Annotated in this window: 14 protein-coding genes; 5 read left to right on the forward strand and 9 right to left on the reverse strand. The window is 71.9% G+C overall.

The window, feature by feature from the left end; genetic code table 11:
* Window positions 1–2,204 (forward strand): AAA family ATPase (locus tag CA983_RS25195; RefSeq protein ID WP_086603156.1); only part of this gene is annotated, 2,204 nt, incomplete at its 5' end.
* A 70-nt stretch (window positions 2,205–2,274) separates the two neighbouring features.
* On the opposite strand, the gene nucS is transcribed toward CA983_RS25195, so the two are convergent.
* Window positions 2,275–2,946: an endonuclease NucS gene (gene nucS / locus CA983_RS25200; RefSeq protein ID WP_167407455.1), complete on the reverse strand. Its 672-nt coding sequence runs from the start codon at window positions 2,944–2,946 to the stop codon at window positions 2,275–2,277.
* Window positions 2,947–3,202: 256 nt separating this feature from the next.
* Between nucS and CA983_RS25205 the strand changes: the two genes are divergently transcribed.
* Entirely contained in the window at window positions 3,203–3,595 is a 393-nt protein-coding gene (locus CA983_RS25205) for an SCO5389 family protein (RefSeq protein ID WP_010040113.1), read from the forward strand.
* Window positions 3,596–3,678: 83 nt separating this feature from the next.
* Here CA983_RS25205 and CA983_RS25210 read toward each other — a convergent pair whose 3' ends face one another.
* Window positions 3,679–4,707 (reverse strand): LLM class flavin-dependent oxidoreductase, encoded by a 1,029-nt coding sequence (locus CA983_RS25210; protein ID WP_086603158.1) that lies wholly within the window; start codon window positions 4,705–4,707, stop codon window positions 3,679–3,681.
* 264 nt (window positions 4,708–4,971) lie between these two features.
* Here CA983_RS25210 and CA983_RS25215 point away from each other — a divergent pair, with 264 nt between their 5' ends.
* On the forward strand, window positions 4,972–5,304 hold the full coding sequence (locus tag CA983_RS25215) for an ATP/GTP-binding protein (RefSeq protein ID WP_086603159.1): 333 nt from the start codon (window positions 4,972–4,974) through the stop codon (window positions 5,302–5,304).
* Between the two features lie 18 nt (window positions 5,305–5,322).
* Here CA983_RS25215 and CA983_RS25220 read toward each other — a convergent pair whose 3' ends face one another.
* The 7 genes from CA983_RS25220 to mce all read right to left on the reverse strand — a co-directional run bounded on the left by CA983_RS25220 (window position 5,323) and on the right by mce (window position 15,228).
* Window positions 5,323–6,192, reverse strand: coding sequence for an ABC transporter permease subunit (locus tag CA983_RS25220; RefSeq protein ID WP_086603160.1), 870 nt, complete (start codon window positions 6,190–6,192; stop codon window positions 5,323–5,325).
* Window positions 6,189–7,538, reverse strand: coding sequence for an ABC transporter ATP-binding protein (locus CA983_RS25225; protein WP_086603161.1), 1,350 nt, complete (start codon window positions 7,536–7,538; stop codon window positions 6,189–6,191). Before CA983_RS25225 ends, CA983_RS25220 begins: the two co-directional genes overlap by 4 nt.
* Before the next feature lie 132 nt (window positions 7,539–7,670).
* Window positions 7,671–8,441: an ABC transporter permease gene (locus CA983_RS25230; protein WP_086603162.1), complete on the reverse strand. Its 771-nt coding sequence runs from the start codon at window positions 8,439–8,441 to the stop codon at window positions 7,671–7,673.
* A gap of 2 nt (window positions 8,442–8,443) precedes the next feature.
* Window positions 8,444–9,403 carry an ABC transporter ATP-binding protein gene (locus tag CA983_RS25235; protein ID WP_086603163.1) on the reverse strand — a complete coding sequence of 320 codons (960 nt, stop codon included), beginning with the start codon at window positions 9,401–9,403 and terminating at the stop codon, window positions 8,444–8,446.
* 85 nt (window positions 9,404–9,488) lie between these two features.
* Entirely contained in the window at window positions 9,489–10,424 is a 936-nt protein-coding gene (locus CA983_RS25240) for a coiled-coil domain-containing protein (protein ID WP_086603164.1), read from the reverse strand.
* A gap of 183 nt (window positions 10,425–10,607) precedes the next feature.
* A complete protein-coding gene (gene scy, locus CA983_RS25245) occupies window positions 10,608–14,555 on the reverse strand; it encodes a polarized growth protein Scy (protein ID WP_086603165.1) in 3,948 nt (1,315 codons plus the stop codon).
* 232 nt (window positions 14,556–14,787) lie between these two features.
* The gene (gene mce / locus CA983_RS25250) at window positions 14,788–15,228 is read right to left on the reverse strand and encodes a methylmalonyl-CoA epimerase (protein WP_020276113.1); all 441 of its coding nucleotides are present in this window, start codon (window positions 15,226–15,228) and stop codon (window positions 14,788–14,790) included.
* A 148-nt stretch (window positions 15,229–15,376) separates the two neighbouring features.
* On the opposite strand from mce, the gene CA983_RS25255 reads away from it, so the two are divergent.
* A complete protein-coding gene (locus tag CA983_RS25255; RefSeq protein WP_086603166.1) occupies window positions 15,377–16,582 on the forward strand; it encodes an acetyl-CoA C-acetyltransferase in 1,206 nt (401 codons plus the stop codon).
* A gap of 40 nt (window positions 16,583–16,622) precedes the next feature.
* The gene (gene meaB, locus CA983_RS25260) at window positions 16,623–17,588 is read left to right on the forward strand and encodes a methylmalonyl Co-A mutase-associated GTPase MeaB (protein ID WP_086603167.1); all 966 of its coding nucleotides are present in this window, start codon (window positions 16,623–16,625) and stop codon (window positions 17,586–17,588) included.
* The last annotated feature ends 76 nt before the right edge of the window (window positions 17,589–17,664 follow it).

Genomic DNA, 17,664 nt, shown 5'->3' on the forward strand with positions numbered 1-17,664 from the left:
GTCCCGCGCAGCCCAGCCTGCCGCTGCTGGCCCGCCAGGACGAACGCGAGCGACTGGTGCGCCTGCTCGCCCGCGGCCGCTCGGTCCGCCTCACCGGCCCCGCCGGCTGCGGCCGCACCCGCCTGCTCGACCTCGTCTGCGAGGACTGCTCCGACCTCGCCCCCGACGGCGTCGTCCGCCTGAACGGCTTCGGCCGCACCTCGAGCGACCTGCTGTACGACCTCTTCCACGCGGTCTACAACGCCCCCCTGCACCGCCCGGACCGGGACGAACTGCTCACGTACGTCCGTGAGATCGCCGCGGTCGTCGTCCTCGACGACCTCGAGTTCGGCGGCGCCGGGCTCGACGAGCTGCTGGAGGCGACCCCCGAGTGCGCCTTCCTGCTCGGTGCCACCCCGGACGTTCCGGCGCCCTCCGCCGACGCCGCCGTCGAGGAGGTCTTCCTGGGCGGCCTGGAGCGGGCTGACGGGCTCGACCTGCTGGAACACGCCGTCGGCCGGCCCCTCACCGAGGAGGAGTCCAACTGGGCGGGCGACCTCTGGTTCGAGTCCGAGGGCCTGCCGCTGCGCTTCGTCCAGGCCGGTGCCCTGCTGCGGCAGCGCGACCGGCTGCGCGCCGGGACGAGCGCCGTGGACGAGTTCGGCGTCTTCGAGGACGCGCCCCCGGCCGACGCCTACGAGGCCGCCGACGGCGACGACGTACCGCTGCCCTCGCTCGGTGAGGCCGCCGCCCCCGCTCCGCTGCTCGCCTCCCGGCTGAGCGCCTCCGCGCGCGCCACCCTGCGGTTCGCCGTCGCCCTCGCAGGCGAGGTGCCGCACCAGGCGCATCTGCCCGCCCTGGTCGGCGACACCCACGCGGACGCCGCGCTCGGCGAGCTGGCCGCCTGCGGCCTGGTCTCCCCGGTCGGCTCCCGCTACCGGCTCGCCGCCGGTGTCCTGACCCAGCTGGAGGCCGCCGGATACGCCGACGAGGCCGAGGCCGGCGCCCGCAGCGCCGCCCAGCACTACTCCTGGTGGGCCGGGCACCCCTCGGTGACCCCGGAGCGCGTGTGCGCCGAGGCCGACGCGCTCCTGGCCGCCCTGGCCGTGCTCGGGCCGCTCACCAGCCCGCCCGCCGAGGGCGAGGAGAGCCCGGCCGTGCACCTGGCGCGCACCGCCGCACCCGCCTTCGCCGCCGGACTGCACTGGAGCGCCTGGGAACGCGTCCTGCGCACCGGCGCGGAGGCCGCCCGGCTCGCCGGGGACGTCGCCGAAGAGGCGTACTTCCACCACGAGCTCGGCATCCTCGCCCTGTGCGGCGGACAGCTCGACCGGGCCCGCGCCGAGCTGGAGGCCTCCATCGGCCTGCGCGGCGCCCTCTCCGACAAGCGCGGCACCGTCGCCGGCCGCCGTGCCCTCGCCCTGGTCGCCGACCGCTCGGGCACCCCGATCGGACTCGGGCCGACCGCGGGTGAGGAGGTCCCCGACGCCCGGTACGAGGAGTCGGCGTCTCCGGCCGGCGGTGTTCCGGCGGCCTTCCCGACCCTTCAGCAGCCCCCCTCGCCGACCCTGGTCACCCGCCACAGCTCGTCCGCGCCCTCCCGCAAGGCCCGGGGCGGCGTCAAGGGCCTGGCCCGGCGCAACCTCGTGGCCTCCGGCGCCGGTGCCCTGCTCGTCGCCGTGCTCGGCACGGTGGTGACCCTCGGCGCCACGTCCGACAACGACACGAACCCGCCGTCCGACCGGGTCGGCGTCAATCCCTCGGCCAGCCAGGGTGTCAACGACGGCAGCCTGGGCGCGGACCCGGCGGCGAACGACAGCGACGGTGCCGGCGACACGGGTGCGGCGACGAGCCGCCCGACCGACCCGGGCCCGGACGGCACGCCGGGCACCTCGGACGATCCGACGCCGACGGGCGATCCCAGCGGTTCCCCGGACCCCAGCGACTCGGGGTCGGCTTCGAAGCCGCCCACGACATCGAAGCCGCCGACCACGTCGAAGCCGCCGACGACGTCGAAGCCCCCCACGACGTCGAAGCCGCCGACGACGTCGAAGCCGCCGACCTCACAGCCGCCCACGTCCCAGCCGCCGACCTCGCAGCCGCCGACGTCCCAGCCTCCGACCTCGCAGCCGTCCACCTCCGACTCGGCCAGCGGCCCGGCCTCCAGCGCCCCCGCGAGCACCACCGCGAGCGCGCCGGAGAGCAGCCCGGACCCGGTGATCTGACACCCATGCACACAGCAGGGCCGGGTCCGTTCCTCGGACCCGGCCCTTTTCGTCGTGTTCGTGCGGTAGGTCAGAACAGCCGCAGCTTGTCGTCCTCGATGCCCCGCAGCGCGTCGTAGTCGAGGACCTGGCAGCCGATGCCGCGGTCGGTCGCGAGGACGCGGGCCTGGGGCTTGATCTCCTGCGCGGCGAAGATGCCGCGGACCGGGGCGAGATGGGGATCGCGGTTCAGCAGCTCCAGATAGCGCGTCAGCTGCTCCACGCCGTCGATCTCACCGCGCCGCTTGATCTCCACCGCGACGGTCTTGCCGTCGGCGTCCCGGCACAGGATGTCGACCGGGCCGATGGCCGTCGGGTACTCGCGGCGGATCAGGGTGTAGCCCTCGCCGAGCGTTTCGATGCGGTCGGCGAGCAGCTCCTGGAGGTGCGCTTCCACGCCGTCCTTGATCAGGCCGGGATCGACGCCCAGTTCGTGCGAGGAGTCGTGGAGGACTTCCTCCATCGTGATGATGAGCTTCTCGCCCGCCTTGTTGATGACGGTCCAGACGCCCTCGTCCTCGCCGGTGCCCTCCTTCAGCGTGCAGGGCGGCGACATCCAGTTCAGGGGCTTGTAGGCCCGGTCGTCGGCGTGGATCGAGACGCTGCCGTCCGCCTTCACCAGGATCAGGCGCGGGGCCGAGGGAAGGTGGGCGGTGAGCCGCCCGGCGTAGTCCACGGAGCAGCGGGCAATGACGAGACGCATGGTTGGCAACGCTACTCGACAGGCACCTGTCGACGCGATTCGCCCTGGAAAACGCGTGTTCGGTATTGGCCGATTGTGTGCAGGGTGTGGTCATTGAGAGTGCCTCATCTGCGCATTCTCCTGGTGCCGTCACCGTCGGTTGCTTACGGTATGAACGGGAGGTCGCGATGTGTGTACGCAGCGTGTCCGGTATCGCGAACTCCCTTATCTGTCCGGCAACCCCTGCCCGCCGGGCGGGGGTGCGAGAGGAGAACTCATGTCGCTCGACGTCTCACCGGCCCTACTCGAACAGGCCGAGCGAGGCGAGGTCGACGAAGCGGAATTCGTCGACTGCGTCCGGACCTCCCTGCCCTACGCGTGGGAGATGATCAGCTCCCTGGTGGCTCAGCTGAAGGTGGACGGCGGTGCGTTCGCCGACAACCAGACGCCTCCGCCGGACGAGCAGGCACGCGGCCAGTTGCTGCGTGCGCTTGCGAGTGACGCGATACGCGGCGCGCTGCAACGGCACTTCGGTGTACGGCTGGCCTTCCAGAACTGCCACCGGGTGGCGGTGTTCCCGCTTGACTCCTCGGTGGACGAGACGCTGGGCCGCTTCACGTCGGTCCGCAGCCAGGTGCTCAACCAGTCACCCGAGTTCCGGGACTGCTGACGCGGCGCCGCTTGCTTGCCGCTCCGTACGCGGGAGGTGCAGTTCTGTACCGGAGCGGCAAGCCCCGGGAATCCACGATGCTTTCAGACGAGTTGGGGGAGCACCTCGGCCCCCAGCCGCCGTACGTTCTCCTCCGTCGCCGCCAGGTCCCCGGAGCCCTCGACGAGCAGGGCGAAGCGGGAGATGCCGGTCCGCTCGCTGGTCGCCGCCAGCCGGTCGGCGCACAGCCGCGGTGTGCCCACCGGGTGCAGTCCGCAGAGCAGTTCGGTGTACGCGAGCGGGTCGCGCATCCGGCGCGTGCGCCCGTCGACCGTGACATGAGCCTCCAGGCCCTGCTTCAGCCAGCCCGGCATCGCCTTCATCAGCGTCTCCGCCGCGTCGACCCGCCGGTCCGCGATCTGGCAGACGCCCGCCGACACATGGGACGCGCCCAGGATCTCCTCGGCCGGCCGGCCGCTCGCCCGCGCGTGCCGCCGCCACAGGGCGACCATCTCGGCCTTCTCCTCGTCCCCGACGTGCATCCCGAGCAGCATCGAAAGGCCGCGCTCGGCCGCCAGCCGCACACTCGCCGGCGAGGTGCAGGCCACGACGAGCTCGGGCCCCTCGACCTCGGTCAGGGCCTCCGACGGCCGGGGAACCACCGGGACTTCACGGAAGCGGAAGCGCTCCCCGTCGGCCGCCACCGACGCGTCGCGCAGCCAGCGCACCAGGACGTCCAGGGACTCCGGGAACCCCTTCTCGTACGCCTCCAGGCCCGCACCGAACACCTCCAGGTCGATCCACGGGCCGCCGCGCCCGACGCCCAGTGTGAACCGGCCGCCGCTCGTGTGGTGCAGCAGCGCCGCCTGTTCGCCGAGGGTCACGGGGTGGGTGGTGGGCAGGACGCTGACCGCCGTACCGACCCGGATACGGCGGGTGCGGCCGAGCAGTAAAGCGGCCAGGGTGACGGCCGACGGGCACGTGCCGTACGGCACGAAGTGGTGCTCGGCCAGCCAGACCGTGTCGAGCCCGGCCTCCTCGGCGACCTCGGCCGAGCGGACCGCGCGGTGCAGCGCCTCTCCCTCTCCCTGACCGGGGAACTGGGCCGCCAACACGAAACTTCCAACGCGCATTGCTTTCCTGCTTCCTTGGCTCCGACACGGGAGCTCCCCCACAGGGCATAACCGTCTGACACGTGCCGAGGACACGGCCGGTCGGGGTATTTTGCGGATTGTCTGCAGAATGGGGCGTTCCACGCGGAGCCCGGGGGCAGGCCCGGCGGGGGCGCGCCTTGCCCGGCGAGGGACTTGTGGCGATTGGATGGCGTACGTGTACCCCCGTCCGCGCCGCGTAGGCTGGGCACGCCACGTGTCCTGTATAGCCCCGAGAGGTGTCCCGTGTCCCCGCGTCGCAACCGACCCAAGGGCGCCGTTTCGTCCGGCCGGAGCGCCGAGGACGACCGTCCCGGCCGTTACGGCGGCTGGCAGTCCTCGGAGAACTGGCAGGGCGAGAGCTGGAGCGTGCGGCACGTGGCCGGCGCGAGCGCGCAGGGCAAGTCGTACCGCTGCCCCGGCTGCGACCAGCTGATCCCGGACGGGGTGCCGCACGTGGTGGCCTGGTCCGAGCACACGGGCGTCGACGACCGCCGCCACTGGCACAAGGCCTGCTGGAACGCGCGGGACCGCCGCACCCCGGGGGTGCGGCGGTCCCGAAACGCGCCGAGGTTCTAGGCCGTTCACGGCCTGCGGCTACACGTCCCGCTTCTCCAGCAGCGCGAAGGCGGCGGCGAACGCGACGGCCGTCGCGCCGAGGAGGATCCACAGCGGGTCCCAGCCGGACGGGCCGGACTGGCTGAGGGAGTTGGAGTAGAAGACGCTCAGCTGGTTCGGGATCGAGTACTCGAACAGCGCGTCGCGGACGCCCTGCAGCGACTCGGAGAACATGAACAGCGCGATCACCAGCGGGGCGAGCACGGTGCCGATCATGATAGTGATGGCGCCGGCCGAGTGCCGGATGATCGAGCCGACGGCGAGCGAGAGCAGGCCCAGCAGCGCGACGTACGCCGAGATGCCGACCGTGCCCCTCAGCCACTCCCCGCCGGACGGGTCCTTGGCGCCCTGGCCCTCCAGCATCGCCACGTGCAGGAACGCGACGAGGGACGCGGACACCAGCGTCACCACGAACGCGACCAGGAAGAACACGATGCCCTTGGCCGCCAGCACCCGGCCCCGGCTCGGGCACGCGACCATCGTGGTGCGGACCATGCCCGTGCCGTACTCCGAGGCCGTGGTCAGCACGCCCAGCGTGATGATGCACATGCTGCCGAGCAGCAGCCCGAAGAAGCCCAGGCCGAGCGGGCTCTCGCCGGACAGGGCCGGGTCGGAGTTCGCCACCACCACGCCGGTCAGCGTGCCGATGCCGATGACGAGCAGGACGAACACGCCGAGCGTCCACATCGTGGAGCGGACCGACCTGATCTTCGTCCACTCGGAGGCGATGGCATGCCCGAGGTGCGTCCGCACGACCGGGATCGGCGAGGTGTAGCCGGGGTACGAAGAGCCGGGCGCCGCCTCCCAGGTGGGTGCGGCCGGCGGCATCTGGGGCTGGGGGCTGCTCATCGGGGGTCCTCGGGCTTGGTCAGGTCGGAGGTCGGGGCGGGCGCGGGCGCGGCGCTCGGCTGCGGAGCCGGCGCGGCGGGCGCTGCCGGGGGCTGGGGTGCCTGGCCCGCGGGCTGCGCGGGCGTCTGCGGCGCGCCCTGCGCGGGTGTCTGCGGCGGCTGACCTGCGGGCTGGGCGTACGGGTTGGGCGTTCCCGCGCCGGAGGCGGCAGGGGTGATCGGAGCGGTCCCGGGCGCTCCCGGGGCCCCCGGAGCGCCGTACGGGCCCGCCGGTGCCTGGCCCGGCGCGCCCTGCGGCGGCATCGTGAACGGCTGCCCGCCCTGCTGGGGCGGCGGCGGGGCGTACCAGTCGGGCTGCCCCTGTCCGGGCACCGGCATCGGGGGCCGCGCCCCGGGCGGCAGCTGCTGCTGGAGCCCTTCCTTCTGGTCGATGGTCGAGCGGTAGTCGACGGCGCCCTGCGTCATCCGCATGTACGCCTCCTCCAGCGAGGCCTGGTGCGGCGACAGCTCCCACAGCCGGACGTCGTGGTCGTGCGCGATGTCGCTGATGCGGGGGAGCGGCAGCCCGGTCACGCGCAGCGCGCCGTCCTGCTCGGGCAGCACGTGCCCGCCCGACTCGGTGAGCGCGGCCGACAGCTTCTCGCGCTGCTGCGGCTCGGTGTCGGGCGTCCGCACACGCGCGAAGTCCGCGGAGTTCGCGGAGATGAAGTCCGTGACGCTCATGTCGGCGAGCAGTTGCCCGCGCCCGATGACGATGAGGTGGTCGGCGGTGAGCGCCATCTCGCTCATCAGGTGGGAGGAGACGAAGACGGTACGGCCCTCCGCCGCGAGCGCCTTCATCAGGTTGCGCACCCAGAGGATGCCCTCGGGGTCGAGGCCGTTGACCGGCTCGTCGAACAGCAGCACCTGCGGGTCGCCGAGCAGCGCGGCGGCGATGCCGAGCCGCTGCCCCATGCCGAGGGAGAAGCCCTTGGACCGCTTCTTGGCCACGTCCTGGAGGCCGACGACCCCGAGCACCTCGTCCACCCGTTTGGCCGGGATGCCGGACAGCTGGGCCAGGCACAGCAGATGGTTGCGGGCGGCCCGGCCGCCGTGCACGGCCTTGGCGTCCAGGAGGGCACCGACCTGGCGGGGGGCGTTGGGCAGCTTGCGGTACGGGTGGCCGCCGATCGTCACATGCCCGACCGTCGGGTTGTCCAGGCCGAGGATCATCCGCATCGTCGTCGACTTGCCCGAGCCGTTCGGCCCGAGGAAGCCGGTGACGGCCCCCGGCCGCACCTGGAAGGAAAGGTTGTACACAGCGGTCTTGTCGCCGTAGCGCTTCGTCAGGCCGACTGCTTCGATCATGCTCCGCACCCATCGCAAGGTTCAGGACAGCGGGGCACACGCCCCCGTAAGGGTTAGGAGGATATCGAGGCGCTGACGGTTCCGCCCAAATGAAAGTAAAGGGTGGAGCGCGGCCCGCCCCGGCAGCCCCACCTACGCGTCGCGCTTCTTCAGCAGGACGTACCCGCCGATCAGTGCCGCCAGCACCCACAGCCCCATGATCCCGAGACCGCCCCACGGACCGTACGGGGTGTCGTCGTCGATGGGCGTGACCACCTGCATGATCTTGCTGCCGGCCTGGTCGGGCAGGAACCGGCCGACCTTCTTCGTCGCGTCGACATTGCCCAGGATGCTGGAGATCAGGAAGAAGAACGGCATCAGGATGCCCAGCGACAGCATCGGCGAGCGCAGCATCGCGGCGACGCCCATGGAGAACATCGCGATCAGCGCCATGTAGAGGCCGCCGCCGACCACCGCCCGCAGCACCCCCGGGTCGCCGATCTCCGCCCGGTGCTCACCCAGCATCGCCTGCCCCAGGAAGAACGCGGCGAAGCTGGTGACGAGGCCGACCAGGAGGGCGAGCCCACTGGCGACCGCGATCTTGCTGAACAGGAAGGAGCCGCGCTGCGGCACGGCGGCCAGCGAGGTGCGGATCATGCCGGTGCTGTACTCGTTCGACACCACCAGCACACCGAACACGATCATCGCGAGCTGCCCGAGGCTCATCCCCGCGAAGCTGATGAACGTCGGGTCGAACTCCGCCCGCTGCTGCGCGCCCATGGAGTCGAACTCGTTCTTGGACAGGGCCGAGATCAGCATGCCGAGGGCGACCGTCACGACCACCACCAGCGAGAGGGTCCACACCGTGGACGCCACCGACCGGATCTTCGTCCACTCCGACCGTACGACCTGTGTCGTCGCCATGCTCAGCCCCTCTTCCAGCCGTCGCCCCACTGCTGCCCCGATGGCTCGGGGCTCGTCCCGCTGTGTGCGTGGTACTCCACCGACCCCGCGGTCAGCCGCATGAACGCCTCTTCCAGCGACGCCTGCTGCGGGCTCAGCTCGTGCAGCGTGATTCCGTGCTGCGCCGCCAGCTCGCCGACGTGCTCGGCCTTGCCGCCGTCCACTTCCAGCACCCCCTCGCCGCTCTCGACGGCGACGATCCCGGCCTGGTGCAGCACATCGAGCAGCCGCTCCCGCTGCGGGCTGCGGACTCGGACGTACGACCGTGAGTTGCGCGCGATGAAGTCAGCCATGGAGGTGTCCGCGAGCAGCCGCCCCTGACCGATGACGACGAGGTGCTCGGCGGTCAGCGCCATCTCGCTCATCAGATGGGAGGAGACGAACACGGTCCGGCCCTGTGCCGCCAGGGACTTCATCAGGGTGCGGATCCAGTGGATGCCCTCGGGGTCGAGGCCGTTGACCGGCTCGTCGAACATCAGGATCCGGGGATCGCCGAGCAGCGCGGCGGCGATGCCGAGCCGCTGCCCCATGCCCATCGAGAAGCCCTTGGTCTTCTTCTTCGCGACGGCCGTCAGCCCGACGGTCTCCAGCACCTCCCGCACGCGGCTGCGCGGAATGCCGTTGCTCTGCGCGAGGCACAGCAGATGGTTGTAGGCGGTGCGCCCGCCGTGCCAGGCCTTGGCCTCCAGCAGGGCGCCGATGTATGTCAGCGGGTCCTTGAGCTGCTGGTAGTGCTTGCCGTCGATCCGGACGTCGCCCGCGGTCGGGTGGTCGAGACCCAGGATCATCCGCATGGTCGTGGACTTGCCCGCGCCGTTGGGCCCGAGGAAGCCGGTGACGATGCCCGGTCTGACGGTGAAAGACAGGTTGTTGACCGCTACCTTCTCGCCGTAACGCTTGGTCAGCCCCTCGAGCTCAATCATGCCGCCACGCTAGAACGGGACAAAGCCCTCTGCCACCCGAGCGGCAGAGGGCTTTGCGGAGATTCAGACTCCGTATGCCGGGTCGTTACCGGGACTGCTGGGCCGGAACCCCGCGGGAGATCGGCTCGTCCTCGGTCGGCGTGCCGGCCGCGGCCACCGCGGCGCCCGTGAGCGTGGCGAGCATCTCGCGGACGTTCGTCAGCTGGGCGTTGATGCTGTCGCGGCGGTTGGTGAGGGCCGCGAGCTCGCGCTCGGATTCCGAACGGATGCGGTCGGCCTTGGCGTTGGCGTCGGCCACGATGTCCTCGGCCTGGCGCTGGGCCGTCTCCACCGTCTGGCGGGCGCGGCGCTCGGCGTCCGTGCGCAGCTTCTCCGCCTCCAGGCGGAGCTGCTCGGCGCGGTGCTCGATCTCGGCGAGGCGCTTCTCGGCCTTGGCCTGACGGGACGCCAGGTCGCGCTCGGACTGCTCGCGGCGCTTGGCGAGGTTCGTCTCGAAGTCGGCGGCGGCCTGCGCGGCCTTGGCGCGGGTCTCCTCGAAGAGGGCGTCCGCCTCCTCACGCTTGGACTGCGCGTCCTTCTGCGCCTCGGAACGCAGCTGGGCGGCGTCGCTCTTGGCCTTCTCGACGATCCGCAGGCCCTCGTCCTCGGCCTTCGCCTTGCGCTCCGCCGAGTACGACTCGGCGTCGTTGCGCACCTGCTGGGCCGCCGACTCGGCGAGTTCGCGGTGCTGCTCGGCCGCGCGCCGGGCCTCCTCGCGCAGGTCCTTCGCCTCTTCCTCGGCGAGGCGGAGGATCTTCTCCACGCGCGCGCCGAGACCCGCGTACGACGGCTCGGCGTCGCTGATCTGGGCCTGGGCGTTCTGCGTCTCGAGGTGGAGCTCCTCGATGCGCTTTTCCAGAGCGGTGATGCGGGCGAGAGCGCTGTCACGGTCGGAGACGAGCTTGGAGATACGTTCGTCCACCTGAGCGCGGTCGTACCCACGCCGCACAAGCTCGAAGCCGTAGGGGGAAGTGTCGCTCATGGGGTTCCTGTCGAATGAGACCGGTGAGGTGATAGGTGGAATCCTAGGGGCCGAAACGGTGTGTCATCGAGCGGATGCGCGTTTGGTCTGCAAAATGAGACCCCTTTTGGGTGGCTAACCGCAGGACAGCTTGCCAAAGACTTGGTCAAAGGCTCCAGCACACACCGGTTTCGCCCCGGTTCGCTAGCTATCCGAGGACTTGCCACCCGAACGGGGTGCGCCGACTGTTGCGCCTGCCTTGACTCCGTTGTCCTTGGCCGGGGACGGGGCCTCGAAGGATTCCAACGCCTCCAGGACGTCCTGGACACGGGAGATCTCAGCGTTGATGTCCTCACGGCGGCGGACCAGGACCTCCAGCTCGCGCTTGCCCTCCTCGACCGTGCGCTTGGCCTCCCGGATCGCCTCGGCCTTGAGCTCCTCGGCCTCCCGGACCAGCGTGGCCTTCTTCTGCTCGGCCTCCTTGAGCAGACCCTCGGCCTTCTTCACCGCGGCGATACGGACCTTGCCCGCCTCGGAGTTGGCCTCCGAGACGATCTCCTTGGCCTTCGCCTGCGCCTTCGCGAGCTGCTCCTCCGCGGCCTTGACGAGCGCGTCGCAGCGGTCGCCCGCCGACTTCATCGTCTCGGCCGACTCCCGGCGGGCCCGCTCGTGCAGCTCCTCGATCTCCGCCGTGATGCGGTCGCGCAGTTCCTCGGCCCGCTCCCTGATCTGCGTGGCGTCCCGGCGCGCGCCGACCAGCAGCTCGTCCGCGTCCGTACGGGCCTTCTCCACCCGCGAGTTGCCCTCGACCGTCGCCTCGGAAACGAGCCGGTCGGCCTCCTTGCGGGCCGCGCCCACCATCGTGTCGGCCTGCGACTCGGCCTCCGCGGTGGTCTTGTGCGCCTGCTGCTGCGCCTCGGTGAGCAGCTTGTCGGCCTCCGCCGTGGTCTCCGTGATGAGCTTGTCGACCTGTTCGGCCGCCTCGGAGCGCCGCTTGTTGGCCTCCTTGCGGGCCTCGTCCAGCGTGCGGTCGGCCTCCTCGCGCGCGGAGTTGACGAGCCGCTCCGCCTCCGCCTCGGCGGCGGCCTTGACGCGCTGGGCCTCGCTGCGGACCCGCTCGGCGTGCTGCTGCGCCGAGCCGACCGTCTCGGCGGCCTCGGCCCGCAGCCGCTCCGCCTCGGCGGTGGCCTCCCCGACCAGCTGGTCGGCCTTGGCGACCGACTCGGCCCGCACCCGCTCGGCCTCCGTGGCCGCCTCGGAACGGAGGCGCTCGGCCTCGGAGATGGCTTCCGTACGGACCCGCTCGGCCTCCGCGACCGTCTCCATCCGCAGCCGGTCGGTCTCCTGGACCGTCTCGGTCGTGAGCCGCTCCGCCTCGTTGCGCGCCTCGGTGATGAGGGTGTCCGCCTGCGTCGCCGCGTCCGAGCGGATGCGGTTGGCGTCCTCGCGGGCGTCCGCCCGGGTACGCGAGGCGCTCTGCTCGGCCTCCGCGATGGCGTCCGACGCCTCCGTGCGCACCCGCTGGGCGTGCTCGGCGACGTCCGCGCGGATCCGCTCCGCCTCCGCGATCGCCTCGGACATCGTCCGCTCGGCGAGCGCCTTGGCGGCCTCCGACTCCTCGTGCGCCTCGCGCCGCAGCCGGCCGGCGTCCTCGCTCGCCCGCTCCCGCTCCGCGTAGGCGTCGGCACGGACCCGGTCGGCCTCCTCCTGGGCCTCCCGCGTCGTACGCTCCGCCACGTGCTCGGCGGCGCTGCGCAGCCCGGCGATCTCCTCCTGGGCCTGCTCGTGCAGCCCCGCGACGGAGTCCCGGACCTGCTGCGCGTGCTGCTCGGCCGCCGACACCATCTCCGTGGCGCGCCGGTCGGCCTCCTCGACCAGCCGTACGGCCTCGGTCTGCGCCTCCTCCACGCGCTTGCGCGCGGAAGCCAGCAGCTCCTCGCTCTGCTCGCGGGCCCGCTCGCGCTCCTGGTCGGCCTCCTGCCGGGCGGAGCCGAGGACCTCCTCGGCCTCGCGGCGGCGCCGGTTGGCCTCCTCCTGGGCGGCGGCCAGCGTCTCGGACGCCTCCACGGCCAGCCGCTCGGCGGCGGCCTGCGCCTCCGCGCGCACCCGGTCGGCGCTCTCCTGCGCCTCCGACTTCAGCCGCTCGGCCTCGCTCGCGGCCTCCGAGCGCAGACGGACGGCGACGGCCTCGCCCTCGGCACGCGCGGCCGACGCGTCGGACGCGGCCTCGTCGCGCAGCCGCTCGGCCTCGGCCTCGGCCTGCTGCTGGAGCGAACGGATCCGCTCGGCGGCCTCGGCCCGCAGCCGCTCGTTCTCCTCGGCGGCCTCGCGGCGGATCCGCGCGGCCTCCTCACGGGCGTCGGACAGCGCCTGCTCGGCAGCCGTCAGCCGCTCCTCCGCCTCCGTCTGGAGCCGTGTCAGCTCCCGGGCCGCCTCCGCGCGGCGGGCCTCTATGGCCCGCTCGGTCTCCTCGTGCAGCTCCCGCGCCGCACGCTCGGCGTCCGCCTTGAGGGCCTCGGCCTGCTCGACGACCTCCTCGCGGTGCCGCTCGGCCTCCTGCCGCGTGCGCTGAAGGGTCTCCTCGGCCTGCCGGCGCAGGGTCGTCGCCCGCTCGATGGCCTCCGTGCGGACCTTCTCGCTGTCCGTCTGGGCCGTCGTACGCAGCTCGTCCGCGTCCGCCTTCGCCTTGGCGAGCAGCTCCTCGGCGGACCTGGCCGCCTCCTCGATCTGCGCCACGGCCTCCCTGCGGGCCTCGGCGCGGATCTTCTCGCCCTCGTCGACCGCGTCGGCCCGCAGCTGCTCGGCCTCGCCGCGCAGCCGGCGGGCCTCCTCCTGGAGCTCGACCGTCTTGGCGCGGTACTCCTTGGTGTCGTCCTTCGCCGCGCCCTTGAGCTGCTCGGCGATGTCGTGCGCCTCGGCGCGCAGCCGGTCCGCCTCGGCCTCGGCCTCCCTGCGGATCCGCTCGGCCTCCTCGGCCGCGGCCTTGGTGGTCTTCTTGGCGTCCTCCGACGCCTTGTTGAGCACGTCCTCGGCGGTCTTGGCCGCCTTGGACAGCTGGGTCGCCGTCTCCTCGGCCGTGAGCGTGCGGGCCTTCTCGGCGGCCTCCGCGACGATCTTCTCCGCCTCGGCGCGGGCGTCGGCGACGAGCTGCTCGGCCTCGGACTTGGTGTTCTCGGCCTCCTTCGTGGCCTCCTCGACCAGCCGGGCGACCTGCTCCTTGGCGGTGCGGGTGCGCGTCTCGTTCGCGGACTCCGCGCTCGCCAGGGCCTTGGCGGCGGCCTCCTTGGCCTCGGCGACCAGCTTCTCCGACTCGGCCTGCGCCTTGCGCAGCGCCTCCTCGGCCTCGGCCATCCGCTGCTCGGCGGCCTTGCTCAGCTCCTGGGCCTGGCGGCGCGCGGCCTCCGACTCCGAGGCCGTGGACGTCCGCAGCTGCTCGGCGTGGTCGGTGGCCTCCTGGGCCTGCGTCGAGGCGGCGTTGAGCAGCCGCTCGGCGTCCGTGCGGGCCCGCCGCAGGATCTGCTCGGCCTCGGAGCGGGCCTCCTCGGCGGCGCTGGTGAGACGCTGCCGGGCCTCGGTCGTCAGCCGCTCGGCCTCCGCGCGGGCGGTGGCCAGGGCCTGCTCGGCCTCGGCGCGGGACTCGTCGAGCAGCCGGCGGGCCTGCTGCTCGGTGCGGGCCCGCAGCTGCTCCGCCCAGGCCACGTTCTCGTTGACGTGCGACTCGACCGTCTGGCGGCGCTCGGCCAGCTCCTGGTCGAGCTGCTGTCGCCGGGTCACCGCCTCCTGGTGCAGCTCCGCCTGGAGCCGGGCCGCCTGCTCGGCGTGCTCCTGGAGGATCCGCTGGGTCTGGGCCCGGGCCTCGCTCAGCTCCCGGTCGGCGTCCGCGCGGATCTGGTCGGCCTGCATCTGCGCGTTGCGCAACAACTGCTCGGCCTGCCAGCCGATGTCGCCGCCGTCGAAGGAGGGCCGGGACATGATGGTGCGCCGCGCCTCGTGCAGCTTGGCGCGCAGCACCTCGACCTGGTAGCCGAGGTCCTCGGCGTGCTGGATCGCCTTTTCCCGCTCGGTCTTCAGCCGCTTCATCTCGGCTTCGAACCGAGAGAGGTGGTCGACGTCAGCCGCCGGCTCTCGCTCCTGGCTCTCGTAGCCCCGCACTGCGCGGTCCCATCCGTCCCCTGGTCGCAACTCTCTCCAAACGAGCTCCGTCCATCCGCCGAACGGGGCCCCCGGGGAATGGTGTCAGATCATCGGCGGAGCAGAGGCTGCTGCCCCGACGCTCGTCCCCCGAAACCCGGACCCCGGTGGTCCTGCCGTCGCACGGCGGGACCGCGGTCACCCTGGCTGAGCGGCGACCGCCCCCAACCCTACCGGCCCCTATGTACGAGGGTCAGTGCTCAGGTGACTCAACGGGCGCCGAAGTGACCAGTTCTGTCAGTACGCCATGGCAGTCCTTGGGGTGCAGGAAGGTGATCCGTGACCCCATGGAACCGCGTCGCGGCTCTTCGTAGAGCACGCGTACGCCCTTGTCCTTGATGTCCGCGGCCTCGGCGTCCACGTCCGCCGTGCCGAAAGCGATGTGGTGGACGCCCTCCCCGTTCTTCGCCAGCCACTTCGCGACGGTGGAGTCCTCACGGGTCGGCTCCAGGAGCTGGAGGTACGAGGCGCCGCCGTCGGACGTATCGTTGATCTTGAGCATGGCCTCGCGCACGCCCTGCTCCTCGTTGACCTCGGAGTGGAACACCTCGAAGCCGTAGGTGGCACGGTAGAACTCGACGGTCTTGTCGAGGTCGAAACAGGCGATCCCGATGTGGTCGATTCGCGTCAGCATGGATTCAGTGCAGCGCTCCGGAGGTGGTTACGCAACGTGCGCGCGATCACACCGACAGCCCGATGACGCGATGGAGTACTGGTCAGTACATTCGAAGTAAACCCTCGTTCACTCCTCGGCAGTGCAGCCGGTAAGGGGATCGCAGCTCATGTCTTCTGCAACGAACGGCTCGACGTCCGTCATCGTCGCGGGTGCCCGTACCCCGATGGGGCGGTTGCTCGGTTCGCTGAAGTCCTTCTCCGGAGCCGACCTCGGCGGCTTCGCGATCAAGGCCGCCCTCGACCGTGCGGGGATCGGTGGCGACCAGGTGCAGTACGTGATCATGGGTCAGGTGCTCCAGGCCGGGGCGGGGCAGATCCCGGCGCGCCAGGCCGCCGTCAAGGCGGGTATCCCCATGAACGTGCCGGCGCTGACCATCAACAAGGTGTGCCTGTCGGGCCTCGACGCCATCGCGCTCGCCGACCAGTTGATCCGAGCGGGTGAGTTCGACGTGGTCGTCGCCGGCGGCCAGGAGTCCATGACCAACGCCCCGCATCTGCTGCCGAAGTCCCGTGAGGGCTTCAAGTACGGCGCGATCGAGATGCTCGACGCCATGGCGCACGACGGTCTGACCGACGCCTTCGAGAACATCGCCATGGGCGAGTCGACGGAGAAGCACAACACGCGCCTGGACATCGCGCGACCCGAGCAGGACGAGTTCGCGGCGTTGAGCCATCAGCGTGCCGCCGCCGCGCAGAAGAACGGCATCTTCGAGGCCGAGATCACCCCGGTCGAGATTCCGCAGCGCAAGGGCGACCCGGTGCTGTTCAGCAAGGACGAGGGGATCCGCGGCGACACCACCGCGGAGTCCCTCGGGAAGCTGCGTCCCGCCTTCGCCAAGGACGGCACGATCACGGCCGGTTCGGCGTCGCAGATCTCCGACGGCGCCGCCGCGGTCGTGGTGATGAGCAAGGCCAAGGCGCAGGAGCTCGGCCTGGAGTGGATCGCCGAGATCGGGGCGCACGGGAACGTGGCCGGGCCGGACAACTCGCTCCAGTCCCAGCCGTCCAACGCGATCCTGCACGCGTTGAAGAAGGAGGGGCTGAGCGTCGAGGACCTGGAGCTCATCGAGATCAACGAGGCGTTCGCGGCGGTTGCCGTGCAGTCGATGAAGGATCTCGGGGTGTCCACCGAAAAGGTGAATGTCAACGGCGGTGCCATTGCCCTGGGTCACCCGATCGGGATGTCCGGTGCGCGGCTCGTGCTGCACCTGGCGCTGGAGCTGAAGCGGCGTGGCGGTGGCGTGGGCGCGGCCGCGCTGTGCGGTGGCGGTGGTCAGGGTGACGCGCTGATCGTGCGGGTACCGAAGGCCTGAGCACCCGGTTTGTGGACCTCCCCGTCTGAACGGAGCTGTGATGCAGGACGTCTCCACGCTGGTCGCCCAGGCCAGGGAGGGCCGGCCGCGGGCCGTGGCCCGGCTGATCTCCCTGGTGGAGGGGGCGTCCCCGCAGCTCAGGGAGGTCATGGCGGCGCTCGCGCCGCTGGCGGGCAACGCGTACGTGGTCGGGCTGACCGGGTCGCCGGGGGTGGGCAAGTCCACGTCGACGTCGGCGCTGGTGACCGCGTACCGCAAGCAGGACAAGCGGGTCGGCGTGCTGGCCGTCGACCCGTCGTCCCCGTTCTCCGGGGGTGCGCTGCTCGGGGACCGGGTGCGGATGTCGGAGCACGCGTCGGACCCCGGCGTGTACATCCGTTCGATGGCGACGCGCGGGCATCTGGGCGGGCTCGCGTGGGCCGCGCCGCAGGCCATCCGGGTGCTGGACGCGGCGGGGTGTGACGTGATCCTCGTCGAGACGGTGGGTGTGGGGCAGTCCGAGGTGGAGATCGCCTCGCAGGCGGACACGTCCGTCGTGCTGCTCGCGCCGGGGATGGGCGACGGGATCCAGGCGGCCAAGGCCGGGATCCTGGAGATCGGTGACGTGTACGTCGTGAACAAGGCCGACCGGGACGGGGCGGACGCGACGGCCCGCGAGCTGAACCACATGCTGGGGCTGGGGGAGGCCCGGGGCCCCGGGGACTGGCGCCCGCCGATCGTGAAGACGGTCGCCTCGCGCGGGGAGGGCATGGACGAGGTCGTCGAGGCCCTGGAGAAGCATCGGGCCTGGATGGAGGAGCGGGGTGTGCTCGCGGAGCGGCGCATGGCCCGAGCGGCGCGGGAGGTCGAGACCATCGCGGTGACGGCGCTGCGGGAGCGGATCGGGGACCTGCACGGTGACCGGCGCCTCGGGGCGCTCGCGGAGCGGATCGTGGCGGGGGAGCTGGATCCGTATCGGGCGGCTGATGAACTGGTGGCGGGGTTGACGAGCCCCTCCGGCGGTTGAGCCGGGGCGCCTGCGGCGGGTTGTGCGGGTGCCTCCGGCGGTGGAGCGGGGGCGCCTGCGGCGGGTTGTGCGGGTG

The organism is Streptomyces swartbergensis (assembly GCF_002148965.1).
Classification (GTDB): domain Bacteria; phylum Actinomycetota; class Actinomycetes; order Streptomycetales; family Streptomycetaceae; genus Streptomyces; species Streptomyces swartbergensis.